Genomic DNA, 13,074 nt, shown 5'->3' with positions numbered 1-13,074 from the left:
GACTTTATCCGTCTTGTCTGTAATAAGGGTCTTACAAAGGTCTTATGCTTCCAAAGGAAGCAATGGGTTCATTTGAGTCCTATTGTACTTTGTGATTTTAAGTAAAGCGTATATTATATCTTTGAATTAACAGCAATTGCCAAGAAAGAATCATCCTAATTCCCGAATATTGCGAGTGTAAGTTTCCAGAATGGCTTGTCACCTACAAATTCAAATAAATTGATCTATAAATGGGTCATAATAATCTCCAAGTGTCAAGACTAAAGCAAGTATGAAACTCTGACATGAGAACTAGCGTCAACACTTAGGAATTAACATCAAATCTGCAACAATTAATATTTAGGTATGTTAAGTAGCCATTATAAACTACTTACACTAAAGAAAATGAACAAATACATAACTAACTAGACTGAAAAATAAGGTTGTGGTTATGCGATTTTCCCAACTACCCAGGTATATCAAACAACTCTTCACTCATGCATTAGCGATGATTTTAGGAGTTGTACTCACTGTTGGCACTATCCGAGTGTCACCCTCCCAAGCTGACCCAGCACCGAAGCCAGTTACAAATGACACACCACAACTTATTGCTCAACGGCAATCACCAACGACAGCAGCGATTGGTAATAGCAGCTTTGTGACTGCGGCGGTAAATCGTGTGGGCCCAGCTGTAGTTCGGATTGATACTGAGCGTACAGTTACTCGTCGTCTACCTGATTTTTATGACGACCCGTTTTTCCGCAGGTTCTTTGGGGACAGTTTTCCCCAACAGTTACCCCCAGAACAATTGCGGGGTCTAGGTTCTGGTTTCATTATTGACAAAAGTGGCTTAGTTATGACTAATGCCCATGTGGTCGATAATGCTGATAGAGTTACAGTCAGCCTTAAAGATGGGCGTAAATTTGACGGCAAAGTCCGAGGTGTTGATGAAGTCACCGATTTGGCAATAGTTAAAATTGACGCTGGCGGTGATTTGCCTGTCGCACCTTTGGGTTCTTCTTCTAATGTCCAGGTAGGAGACTGGGCGATCGCAGTCGGCAATCCCTTAGGATTTGATAATACCGTTACCTTAGGAATTGTCAGTACCCTGAGACGCTCTAGCGCTCAAGTTGGTATCCCTGACAAACGCTTAGACTTTATTCAAACAGATGCTGCAATCAACCCCGGTAACTCTGGTGGACCACTGTTAAATGACCGAGGTGAAGTCATTGGTATTAATACAGCTATTCGTGCTGATGCTATGGGAATTGGCTTTGCTATTCCCATCGATAAAGCTAAACAAATTACAGCCCAATTGCAACGTGGTGGTAAAGTAGCTCATCCTTATTTGGGTGTGCAAATGATCACTCTCACACCCCAGCTAGCAAAAGAAAACAACAACGACCCCAATTCTCAGTTCATCATTCCAGAAGTGAATGGGGTTTTGGTAGTACGGGTTTTACCTAATTCTCCAGCAGCTACAGCAGGTATCCGACGTGGCGATGTTATTACCCAAGTTGATGGACAAGCAATTACTAGTGCTGAACAGTTGCAAAATCTTGTGGAAGACACTCGCGTAGGACAGGTGTTACAGGTGAAAGTCCAACGTGGAAATCAAACGCAGCAATTATCAATACGCACAGCTGAATTGAAGAGTACTTCGTAATTGGTTAGTGATTGGTTGTTAGTTGTTGATTGTTGATTGTTCCAAACAACCAACAAACAACAACTAATTTATTTTTGTGCTAAAAACTGACGCAAACTTAGTAAATTTAAACTTTGTCCTAAAGCCAGTGGCAAAAGTGAAATTCCTTCTAGGCGAGACTGTACCCAACCTTCTCCCCAGTACCATTCATGGAAACCATCAATTCCTTGACTGAGAATTAAACGCAGACAATTAGGACGTGCTACATCTACTTGATGATGAATCGTGATCGGCCCGAATCGAGTTGTAAATTGAAATCCTGGATGTAACTGTTCTGGCATTCCGGGGGGAAGACTACCAGAAAGTAGCCATTTTTCCAATTGCGTAGGACGCAGCAGACTGTCTCCAATGGCAGTTGCTGATGCTTCCATTTCTATCCGGAGTTGACTTTTTTGAAAATTACCTAGCATTGTTGACGCGATCGCTCTTATCGCTTTTTCTTTATAGTATGACAAAGACTGGGATGAGCTATACTTCTGCTCTACGGAAAGCCGCTTGTGGTTGGTACGGGTATTGTCATCCTAATTGCAATATATTTGGTTAATTTTAGTTAAGCTGTGAACTTAAAATAGAGAAAGTAAGTTTGTAAAGAAATGTAAGGATTTTCATGGCGGATCAATTAATTCGCGCTACAGCAGCCGATGGTGGAATTCGTGCGGTGGGTGCGATTACAACTCGTCTCACAGAAGAAGCACGGCGGCGCCATCAGATGTCTTATGTAGCAACAGCTGCCTTGGGACGGACTATGACCGCTGGCTTGTTGATGGCATCCAATATGAAGCGGACTGGCTCTAGAGTCAACATCCGGGTAAAAGGTGATGGGCCTTTGGGTGGTATATTAATAGATGCTGGTCTCGATGGTACAGTACGTGGCTATGTGGGCAATCCGGCAGTAGAACTACCGCCCAATGCTAAAGGCAAGTTAGATGTCGGTGGTGCAGTTGGTGATGGATTTCTCTATGTAGTACGTGATATTGGTTATGGCTACCCATATTCCAGTACAGTTGAAATTATTTCTGGTGAAATAGGAGATGATGTGGCCCATTACCTGGTAACATCTGAACAAACTCCCTCAGCGTTAGTACTAGGCGTATTTGTAGAACCAGGTGGGGTAACTGCTGCTGGCGGTCTTTTGGTACAAGTTTTGCCCAAAGCAGCCAGAGATGAAGCTTTAATAGAAACTTTAGAATCACGAGTTGCTGCTTTAAGCGGTTTTACACCTCTGCTTCAAGCTGGTAAGTCTCTGATAGAAATTTTTCAAGATTTACTGGGAGATATGGGAGTAAATATATTTCCCGAAACTCAGATGCTACGCTTCCACTGTGGTTGCTCTTTTGATCGGGTTTTAGGAGCGCTGAAAATGTTGGGAGAAGCAGAACTGCAAGACATGATCATCAAAGACAATGGCGCAGAAGCGACTTGTGACTTTTGTGGCACAGTTTACCAGGCAAGTAGCGATCACTTAGCTCAGCTAATTGTTGATTTGCAAGCAGAATCATCCGCTACCAGATAGCAGTATAAAAAGATACTTTATGTTTGGGATAGTAATGATATCTATGGAGGTATGATGGTGCAAGAGGTGGATTTTTCTCGATGAGAAAGTTACCATGACAACAACATAGTTGCGATTCAACGTAGATCGCCATTAAACTACTTTGGTGTGAGAGATGACAGAGCGGGATACTTCAGAAAGTTGGTCATTAGGCAGAGCTAGAGAGCCAGATATGATGACAAGATTATCCCGAGCCGGTCACGCTAATGAGACTAAAATGTCTGGTATACCACCTGCCGGCTCTAACTCCAAGTCTGTGATGCAGTCAAAACCAAACACTTCTGAACAACTACCCCCCAGTGGTCATGGTTCTGGAAAAATGCCACGCTGGTTAAAAAGCTGGGTTTTGTGGGCGCTTTTGTTCACACTAGTCCCTGGCGGCATCGCATTTATGGCAATGGGAATGCTACTCAAGTTGCCATCTGCCCCCAACTGTCCATCTATTTTCTGGCCTCTGGCTAGTGCGTCGGTACGCTTACATTGTGCCCAACTCGCGGCTTCTAAGCAAACAGTCAAAGACCTGCTGCAAGCAATTGATCTAGTGAAGCTATTACCAGAAAGCCATCCCTTACGAGGGGAAATAGACCGCTACCTGGAACAATGGTCACGAGATATTTTAAAGTTAGCAGATGAAAGTTTTCAACAAGGCAAATTAGAAGAAGCGATCGCCACTGCCAAGCAAATCCCAGAAGACCTGCCTGCTCATCAACTGGTAAAAGAGCAAATTAGCACATGGGAAAAAATTTGGTTAGAAGCAGAGGGTATTTACCAACAAGCAGAAAACGAAATGCGTGAACAACACTGGCACGACGCATTTATGGCTGCTGCTAAATTATTACGAGTCAATAACAAGTATTGGGCGAGTATCAAATATGACCAACTAAATAGACGGATTACTAGTGCCAGAGAAGATGGCGATAAACTGGCGAAAGCTGAAAATCTAGCTGAAAGCGGAAATGTAGATAACTTACTCAAAGCGATTAAAATTGCAGAGTCGATCCAAAAGGACAGTTACGTTTACCCGAAAGCTCAAGAAGCAATTCCCAAATTTGGACGCGCGATGCTAGATTTGGCACAGAAAAACCTAGACCGTCGTGATGCCGACCAAGCTATATCCATAGCCCAGCAAATTCCTTTGAGTACAGGACTACAGTCAGAAACAGAGGACTTTATTGCGATCGCAGAAGCCCAAAGAAATGCTTGGATTGGCACTGTAGCAGCTCTAGAGACAGCAATTGCCCAAGCTCAACAAATTGATCCATCCAGAGCAGTCTACGACAAAGCCCAACAGTTGATCGCTCGTTGGCAACTAGAAATTGAAGATGTCTCAAAACTCGAAAAAGCACGGACACTGGCAAGTCAAGGAACAATTAACGATTTAACAGCAGCGATCGCCCAAGCACAACAAATCCCCAATAGCAACCCACGTGCAGAAGAAGCTAGGGAAGAAATAAATGGTTGGGTTGCTCAAGTCCAAACAATCGAAGATAGACCTTATTTAGAACGTGCTGAAGAGATAGCCTTGTTAGAAGATATCAACTCTTTGCAAGCGGCAATTACTGAAGCAAGGCAGATTCGGCGAGGACGGGCATTATATAGAGAAGCACAAAGAAAAATAGCCCTTTGGACAGCCAAGATACAACGGATAGAAGACCAACCATTATTGGATCAAGCACGAGATTTAGCTAGTAGCGGTAACCTTCCCGCCGCTATTAACGTTGCCCAACAAATACCCTCAGGCAGAGCCTTATCTGGTGAAGCACAAGCCGCCATAGATGACTGGCGCGCCCAAATTCGCGCTCGAGAAAACTGGAGCAAAGCAAAAGAAGTGGCATTGGCAGGTACTCCTCAAGCTCTCGTAGAAGCAATTAGACTCGCAAGTCGAGTGCCTCGCAGTAGTATTTTAAGCAGTGATGCAAGCATTGCCATCGACCAATGGAGCCAGCAATTATTGGACATAGCACGCTCCCAAGGCGAGTCTGATATTCCCAGAGCGATCGAAACAGCTAGGCTAATTCCACGTTATGCCGCTGCTTACAACGCTGCTCAAGAACAAATTCGTGTTTGGCGTAATTTTCTAAATCCTGAACCAGAGCAACAATTTGACCCATTATTGCCAGGGAGGATTCAACAATAGCAGTAATATTAAGTTTGTTAGGGTGCATGGACAAAGGCAATGGGATAAAAATGATTTCCCTTACACTCATACACCCTTTTTTTAAGGCGAACAGAAATCTAACATAATTCTGTTGAATTTATACACATATGTTAGAAAGATGATTTAATGACTAGTTAGACAATTGGAAAACTTTTCTGTCGGCTTTAATTTCGATACTGAATCATTTCTTTAATGATGAGCTATCATTTTTCACTGTGAAGTAATATTATGACCAAATATTTGGTCATGGCTTAACCACTTGTAAAAATCATGCAGCGAGAAATTAAACTGTTTACAGAATTCTTAATATTACTTGAACAATGATAAAGTTAGCTAATGAACAACTGTAATTTCAATAATTTTTTTGAATTTTTATATTGAGGCAATAATGTCTAACACAGCCAATTTTAATAAAAAAAACACTCAAAATCAAGCATCGCGACACCAATCCCTATATCAAGAACAAAATATCCTTGAAGGGGATACTCAAGACGCAAACATTGATGAAATACCAGAATTTTCCGAAGAAAGTACTATTTGTAACATCTCAAATCGCGGTCGTGTAGTAATTTTGATTGATGGTTCTAACCTATTCTATGCAGCTTTACAATTAGGGATTGAAATTGATTACTCCAAGCTACTGTCTTATTTAGTAAAAGACGGCAGACTGCTGCGTGCTTTCTTTTATAGTGGAGTTGACCGCACCAACGATAAACAACAGGGTTTTTTGTTATGGATGCGTCGTAATGGCTACCGCGTAGTCACCAAAGACGTGGTTCAGTTTCCTGATGGCTCTAAAAAAGCCAATTTAGAAGTAGAAATTGCAGTAGATATGATGACTTTGGCTTCCCACTGTGACACAGTGGTTTTAGTCAGTGGGGATGGAGACTTAGCTTACGCTGTAAATGCAGTTTCCTACAAAGGAGTGAGGGTAGAAATTGTCAGTCTGCACTCAATGACTAGCGAGAGTCTAATTAACTATGCTGACTGTTTTATTGATCTCGATAGCATTAAAAAAGAAATTGAAAAAGTTGCTAATACTAGCTATATCTAGTTAGTGGTTAGTGGTTAGTTGTTGGTTATCTCACCATCACCCCATCACCCTTGTCCCCGGTCCCTATTTTGTCTGAAAAATATTTTGCACCATTTTTTTATCTGTACTTGCCGCTGTTTTGTCCAATTCTGCAATTTCGCTAGAGTCTAGTTGCCAACCTAAAGCACCAATATTATCTTGTGCCTGTTCTACACTCTTGGCTCCAGGGATAGGAATAGTTCCCTTGCAGATGCACCAGTTGAGAGCTACTTGGGACATGCTTTTATTTCTGAACTGAGCAATCTCTCGCAAACACGCTAAAAGCGATCGCACCCCTGGTAATAACTGCCTAAATAATAGTCCCCGAATACCTTTAGGAAACGGGCCTTGCTCAGAATATTTTCCTGTTAATATTCCCAATGCCAAAGGACTATAGGCAATTAGTTTAATCCCCAGTTCGTCACAAACCTCTTTAATCCCCAATTGGGTAACAGGATAAGTAGACAGTAAAGAGTATTGTACTTGCAGAGTCGCAATTGGTATTCCTCGTTCTGCAAACTTTTTATGCACTTGTTTAAGCCGTTTAGAGCCGTAATTAGATAAGCCTACTCCTTTCACCAAACCTTGTTCGTAGAGATCCCCTAAACCATCCAACAGCCATCCCTCTTGCCAAGGAGCATAGTTAGCTGTAGACCAGTGCATTTGTACCAAATCCACATTTCTTCCCAAACGCTCAGCAGAAGCTTTACAAGCCCGTACCATCGACTGGCGTGTCAATCTCCAAGGATAGGCAGCAAGTTTAGTGGCAATGAAAATATTTTCTTTACCTATACCTTGATATTCTCTGGTAAATCTTCCTAAAAGTAACTCACTGCGACCATTCAATTTTCCCGTTCCGTAAGAGTCACCCGTATCAAATAAAGTCACACCACGACTTACGCAAAGGTCAAAGACTGCTTGCAATTGGTTATCTATGCTTTCATCGTATCCCCACAGCAGCCGATTACCCCATGCCCAAGTTCCACAGCCCATTGTTGGCAGAAAAAGTTTTTGACTATGCATGTTACACTTATCAGTCATCAATTATCAGTTATCAGTTAGCCGAGTCACAGCCTTAAAATCCCTCCATCATCAGCCTGTTTACTTAATTGCCAATTGGTTTTTGGTAAATTTCCAAAGTTTGATTTTGATTAAATTAGACGCCCCATAGGATAGCTTTCCGGAGGTTACACCGATGCACACTGAGTAATTTATCTGTGTTCCATGAGTGTACCCTGCGGGAAGCCGCCCTTACGGGCGTCTACATCTGTGTTCGATTATAAAAACAGACTGTTGCCATAGTTTTAATTCACGGCGTGATTAAATAAAAAGCTTTCCCAAAATTCATTATCAAACAATTCAATACATTCAATAAACTTATTCTTGGAATAAGTATTTACCCTTTGTGCAAAAGTAATAGTGGGCACTACCAAGCCATTATCTGCGTCAATCATTTCACTGTGCTAAATCTGCTTCAGTTTTTGGGCAGGCAATAAATCAATTCGCACGGAATGAACAACCACTGATCAACCAGTTCATAGACACGATGGCTAGTAAATTTCATAAACAAAGCAGACGATCGCACATGTGGGTAGATAAAAAATCATACAAACCTCAAAGTTCGTGCCCTCTTAGCAGGCGATGGCTCAAGTATCTTCTCCCACTACTTTTTGTAATGTCATTCTTGACGACATTTTTGGTTAATAACCTTTACTCTGCAACAGCACAGGTTTCTCGTCAGGAAATTCGTGGTGTGTGGATGACCAGCAATGACTTTAACACCCTCAGGGATCGTACCAAAGTCCAAAATGCCGTTAGGCAATTACGGGAATTGAACTTCAACACAATCTATCCCGTAGTGTGGAACTCTGGTTATGTCATGTATCCCAGTGCTGTAGCCAAACGCGAAGGTATCCAACCCTTTGTATTGCGAGGCTCAGACGGGCATGATATCTTAGCAGACTTAATTAACCAAGCCCATCGTCAGGGACTACTTGTGATTCCCTGGTTTGAGTTTGGTTTTATGGCTCCCCAGATGTCGGAATTGGCATTGAACCATCCAGATTGGTTTACCCAAAAACGGGATGGTAGCCAAACTTCCATCAGTGCTGCGGGTGAGGTGATGTGGCTCAATCCCTTTCATCCAAAAGTACAAGAGTTCATCACTAATCTCATCGTCGAAATCGTCACCCAATACGATGTCGATGGTATTCAGTTTGATGATCACATGAGTTTACCCCGAGAATTTGGCTACGACAAATACACAACTGCCTTATATACCCAGGAAACTCAAAACAATCCACCTAGCAATCCTGAAGATCCAGCATGGATGCGCTGGCGGGCAGATAAGATTACGGCGTTTATGGTACAACTCAATCAAGCTGTAAAAGCCAGAAAACCCAATGCCATTTTCTCCGTTTCCCCTAATTACCACGACTTTGCTTATAAATTCCAGTTGCAAGATTGGCTGGCTTGGCTCGATAAAAACATCATAGATGAGCTAATCATGCAAGTTTATCGTTCCGATTTGCAAAGTTTCGTCGCTAAAATTTCCCGACCTGAAATTCAGATATCACAACAAAAAATACCAACAGCCATCGGTATCATGACAGGATTGCGAAATAACCCTGTGCCAATACAACAAATCAAGTCACAGGTGCGCGCTGCTCAAGAACGTGGTTTAGGTGTGGCTTTCTTCTATTACGAAAGCTTGTGGGAATATGCTCCAGAACCACCCGACAAGCGCCAGGCTGCATTTAAGACTCTGTTTGCCAATCCTGCACTCCGTGCCAGAGTTGAATAATTTCTTTGTGTCTTAGTGTCTTTGTGTTTCAAAAATCTTTTTTTGAACCACAAAGACACAAAGGCACCAAGACAGTTAATCATAGGAAAATCCCACGAACCTTGCAATGAAAATAACAATCTTCCTACACCCCCACACCTATTTTTAAGCTAGATGCCCATGGGTAACAATTAAACGTAGACCCGCAAGCGGCTTCCGTAAGGTACACCGTGCAAGGCGATGGATATCGATGGATTATGGGTTTGCTGTGCGGTTAAAAGCGTTTCTGTTGGCAGTTATCTGTAGCTGACAAGCGAGAACTTTTCCCCTATCTCCATTGTTTGAATACATGCAGTCAACCACACTAAACCTACGGCATAGCCAGCTATTACATCAGTAGGCCAGTGTACACCTAGATACAGCCGAGTTAAACCGATCGCCAAGATTAAAGCGGTGGTTCCAGCAAAAATTAGTCGCCGATGTTGAGGGAATTTCTTGGTTAATGTGTATCCGATGAAACCATAAATTACCATTGATGCCATAGCATGACCGCTAGGAAAGCTATAATGACGAACTTTGACAAGATGATCCCACAGTACTGGACGTGCCCGACGAAATAGTTCTTTAAGCAATATATTCAAGCTGATCGCACCAACTGCGGCTAGACCTAGGTTATTTGCTTCCCAAGGACGCTGATTGTATGCTGATCTGGTTGCGAATCCCAAACAAATCAAAAACAGAACTAGTGGCTCTCCTAAAAAGGTGATCCCAAGCATGATCTGGTCTAAGAGTGGTGTGTGCAACTTTTGAATTGTTAGTAAAGTTACTTCGTCTAATCCAGATTTACGCAACAATGTGGCGCATAAAATAAAGGTGGAAATAGATCCAGATAATAGAATAAGTTTACTATTGGCTTTGTTTAGTTGTTTTTGCACAGGCTGGTCTGGAATTGGTGAATTCTTAACTTTTTTTGGTGCTGTGTTGGTTTTAGTTGTTTGTAGAGGTAATTTATTAATTAGTTTTGTGTAATCTACGACTATTTCTTGCAGAAGCCAAGCGATCGCATTTGGGTTAATCTCCGAATGGAAAAGAACCAAGACGTTTCCTGTGAGAGTGTTAGCACGAACTTGTGTAATTATTTTTTCTTGTGACAATCTGGATTCTAGGTATTTTTTGAGACTTTCTGAATAATACAGTCCGTTGACTTTATATCTGGCTCTGCCTTTGACAGCAGTATGTAGCGCCTGTATCAAAGGATTTCCGTTGGGGAAATGATTGAGAGAATTGCCCATTTTACGAATTGGAGATTGGGGATCGAGGAATGGGGGAATATAAAGGAATATAAAGAGAAAAATACCTCTTTGTCTGTTTTGTCTTCCTTCCCTTCCAGACTAATATCTAATATTTTAAGTACCTAAACGAAATACACACATTTTTTGCCTATTGCCTCTTTTGACTAAGTTTTGAGATACTTCACATTCAATTGACATTAGGTAACGATACACGATAAACCAAGGCTTATGGTTGTGTAAGTTTTTTTCAATGCAAAGTTTTTTAAACTTTCGGTTTGATCAGCATAAGGAGGGATGGACATGGATGCCAATTTGATCGTATCCAACATCCTCAATCCCCCAGTCTTGTTTTTTTTCTTGGGGATGACTGCTGTTTTTGTCAAGTCTGATTTAGAAATTCCTGCACCTGTACCCAAGCTTTTATCACTGTATTTGTTATTTGCCATTGGGTTTAAGGGAGGGGTAGAACTGATGAAAAGCGGCGTGACTCAGGAAGTCGTACTGACACTTGTAGCAGCAGTGCTGATGGCTTGTGTTGTGCCGATTTACACTTTTTTTATTCTGAAGCTGAAGTTAGATACTTACGATGCTGCTGCGATCGCTGCGACTTATGGTTCTATCAGTGCTGTTACTTTCATTACGGCGAGTGCCTTTTTAAATGAGCTGGGCATTAATTTTGATGGTTACATGGTAGCAGCTTTGGCTTTGATGGAATCCCCAGCCATTATTGTTGGTTTGATTCTGGTGAATCTATTCACTACTGATGGCAAGCGGGACTTTTCTTGGCCGGAAGTTTTACGAGACGCATTTCTGAACAGTTCAGTCTTTCTTTTAGTCGGTAGTCTGCTGATTGGATTCTTAACAGGAGAACACGGTTGGCAGGTTTTAGAACCCTTTACTCAGGGAATGTTTTATGGCGTTCTCACCTTCTTTTTACTAGATATGGGGTTGGTTGCAGCTAGAAGAATTAAAGACTTGCAAAAAACTGGGGTTTTTCTGATCTCTTTTGCCATACTGATCCCAATAGTCAATGCAGTCATTGGGTTAGCGATCGCCAAAGTAATTGGTATGCCTCAAGGAGATGCACTTTTATTTGCTGTGCTGTGTGCTAGTGCCTCTTACATAGCTGTGCCAGCAGCCATGCGATTAACCGTTCCAGAAGCAAATCCCAGCCTCTATGTTTCTACTGCTCTGGCAGTTACGTTTCCGTTCAACATTATTGTGGGAATTCCGCTATATCTGTACGGGATTAACCTATTTTGGAGGTAATGTTATGCACCTAGTTAAAAAAATAGAAATTATTGCCAACTCTTTTGAACTGGCTAAAATTTTGGAGAGTTTAGACAAATCAGGTGTACATGGCCATATTGTCATTCGTAATGTCGCTGGTAAAGGATTACGAGGAACGGCTGAAGATTTGGACATGACGATGCTTGATAATGTTTACATCATTGCTTTCTGTATGCCAGAACAACTCAAGTCAGCGGTGGAAAATATCAGACCCGTACTCAATAAATTCGGTGGAACCTGTTACGTCTCTGATGTGATGGAAATCCGTTCCTTAAAATGTGTCGCGTCACTATGAGAAGGCAGAAAGCAGAAGATAATTCCATTAATAAATTGAGGGATTTCAAGCAAGGACACCTTTTGTCTCCACTTTGGAAGTCTCGTAGATGGAAAGAGGCTTCAAGGAAGATTAAAAGATCCTTTTACCCTTTTGATAAGTATATTTTCAACATAACTGCCTTTTGCCTCCTGTCCTCTGCCTTTATTGGGTAAAAACCTTACATGCAAGGAAGTTTTTCATGGAACGTCGTGACTTTTTAAAGTGGGGAGCCTTTGGGGGAATGGGTTTGGTGGTAACTGCTAGCAATTTACTCTGGCAGGTTGAACAAGTTCAAGCCGCTGAATTACCCGTGACGGCTAGTCTTTCTCTTAGTCCAGATACTGCACTACAAAGACTGATGGAGGGAAATCAGCGTTTTGTTCAGCATCAACCCCAATATCCCGATCAATCTCAGGCTCGATTGCAGGAAGTAGCTCAAGCTCAACATCCATTTGCCACTATTTTAAGTTGTGCAGATTCGCGAGTGCCTGCGGAAATTATTTTTGACCAAGGCATCGGTGATATTTTTGATGTTCGCATTGCCGGAAATATTGCTACCCCAGAAGTGATCGGTAGTATTGAATATGCAGTTGCGTTGTTGAATACTCCTTTGCTGATGGTATTAGGTCATGAGCGATGTGGAGCAGTCACCGCCGCAGTGCAGAACGAACCATTACCCGGTGATATCAGCACTTTTGTCAAGGCAATTAAACCAGTCGTAGCCAAGGTCAAATATCAGCCAGGCAATACAGTTGATAATGCTGTAATTGCTAATGTGCATTATCAAATTCAACGGTTAAAGCGATCGCCCCTTTTATCTGAACGTTTACAATCTGGAAAATTGAAAATCGTCGGTGGTCGTTATGATTTAGATACGGGTAGTGTGGGTATTATCACTTAATATCATACTGTTGGTAATTGGTAATGA

Annotated in this window: 11 protein-coding genes; 8 read left to right on the top strand and 3 right to left on the bottom strand. The window is 41.9% G+C overall.

What is annotated here, in order from left to right; all coding sequences use genetic code 11:
* Window positions 1–430: 430 nt before the first annotated feature.
* Window positions 431–1,645, top strand: coding sequence for an HhoA/HhoB/HtrA family serine endopeptidase (locus UYK_RS0117600; RefSeq protein WP_009453684.1), 1,215 nt, complete (start codon window positions 431–433; stop codon window positions 1,643–1,645).
* 68 nt (window positions 1,646–1,713) lie between these two features.
* Here UYK_RS0117600 and UYK_RS0117595 read toward each other — a convergent pair whose 3' ends face one another.
* A complete protein-coding gene (locus UYK_RS0117595) occupies window positions 1,714–2,094 on the bottom strand; it encodes a hypothetical protein (protein ID WP_009453683.1) in 381 nt (126 codons plus the stop codon).
* Window positions 2,095–2,291: 197 nt separating this feature from the next.
* On the opposite strand from UYK_RS0117595, the gene hslO reads away from it, so the two are divergent.
* The 3 genes from hslO (at window position 2,292) to UYK_RS0117580 (ending at window position 6,448) form a co-directional block, all read left to right on the top strand.
* Window positions 2,292–3,197 carry an Hsp33 family molecular chaperone HslO gene (gene hslO / locus UYK_RS0117590; protein WP_009453682.1) on the top strand — a complete coding sequence of 302 codons (906 nt, stop codon included), beginning with the start codon at window positions 2,292–2,294 and terminating at the stop codon, window positions 3,195–3,197.
* Window positions 3,198–3,351: 154 nt separating this feature from the next.
* A complete protein-coding gene (locus tag UYK_RS0117585; RefSeq protein ID WP_016871854.1) occupies window positions 3,352–5,373 on the top strand; it encodes a coiled-coil domain-containing protein in 2,022 nt (673 codons plus the stop codon).
* A gap of 409 nt (window positions 5,374–5,782) precedes the next feature.
* Window positions 5,783–6,448, top strand: a complete 666-nt coding sequence (locus UYK_RS0117580; RefSeq protein WP_009453680.1) for a LabA-like NYN domain-containing protein — start codon at window positions 5,783–5,785, stop codon at window positions 6,446–6,448.
* A gap of 63 nt (window positions 6,449–6,511) precedes the next feature.
* Here the strand turns inward: UYK_RS0117580 and UYK_RS0117575 are convergent, their stop codons facing one another.
* Complete coding sequence (locus UYK_RS0117575; RefSeq protein WP_009453679.1) at window positions 6,512–7,489, bottom strand: aldo/keto reductase; 978 nt, start codon at window positions 7,487–7,489, stop codon at window positions 6,512–6,514.
* A gap of 652 nt (window positions 7,490–8,141) precedes the next feature.
* Here UYK_RS0117575 and UYK_RS0117560 point away from each other — a divergent pair.
* Window positions 8,142–9,269 (top strand): glycoside hydrolase family 10-like protein, encoded by a 1,128-nt coding sequence (locus UYK_RS0117560; protein ID WP_009453677.1) that lies wholly within the window; start codon window positions 8,142–8,144, stop codon window positions 9,267–9,269.
* 275 nt (window positions 9,270–9,544) lie between these two features.
* Here the strand turns inward: UYK_RS0117560 and UYK_RS0117555 are convergent, their stop codons facing one another.
* A complete protein-coding gene (locus tag UYK_RS0117555; RefSeq protein ID WP_016871852.1) occupies window positions 9,545–10,540 on the bottom strand; it encodes a phosphatase PAP2 family protein in 996 nt (331 codons plus the stop codon).
* A 300-nt stretch (window positions 10,541–10,840) separates the two neighbouring features.
* Here UYK_RS0117555 and UYK_RS0117550 point away from each other — a divergent pair, with 300 nt between their 5' ends.
* The 3 genes from UYK_RS0117550 to UYK_RS0117535 all read left to right on the top strand — a co-directional run bounded on the left by UYK_RS0117550 (window position 10,841) and on the right by UYK_RS0117535 (window position 13,047).
* A complete protein-coding gene (locus UYK_RS0117550; protein ID WP_009453675.1) occupies window positions 10,841–11,809 on the top strand; it encodes a sodium-dependent bicarbonate transport family permease in 969 nt (322 codons plus the stop codon).
* Between the two features lie 4 nt (window positions 11,810–11,813).
* A complete protein-coding gene (locus tag UYK_RS0117545) occupies window positions 11,814–12,125 on the top strand; it encodes a P-II family nitrogen regulator (RefSeq protein WP_009453674.1) in 312 nt (103 codons plus the stop codon).
* A 220-nt stretch (window positions 12,126–12,345) separates the two neighbouring features.
* Window positions 12,346–13,047, top strand: coding sequence for a carbonic anhydrase (locus UYK_RS0117535; protein WP_009453673.1), 702 nt, complete (start codon window positions 12,346–12,348; stop codon window positions 13,045–13,047).
* Window positions 13,048–13,074 lie beyond the last annotated feature (27 nt).

It is taken from the genome of Fischerella thermalis PCC 7521 (assembly GCF_000317225.1).
In the GTDB taxonomy this organism is placed as follows: Bacteria; Cyanobacteriota; Cyanobacteriia; order Cyanobacteriales; family Nostocaceae; genus Fischerella; species Fischerella thermalis.
Note: the sequence above shows the minus strand (reverse complement) of the source record. Positions and strands in the feature narration are given on the sequence as shown.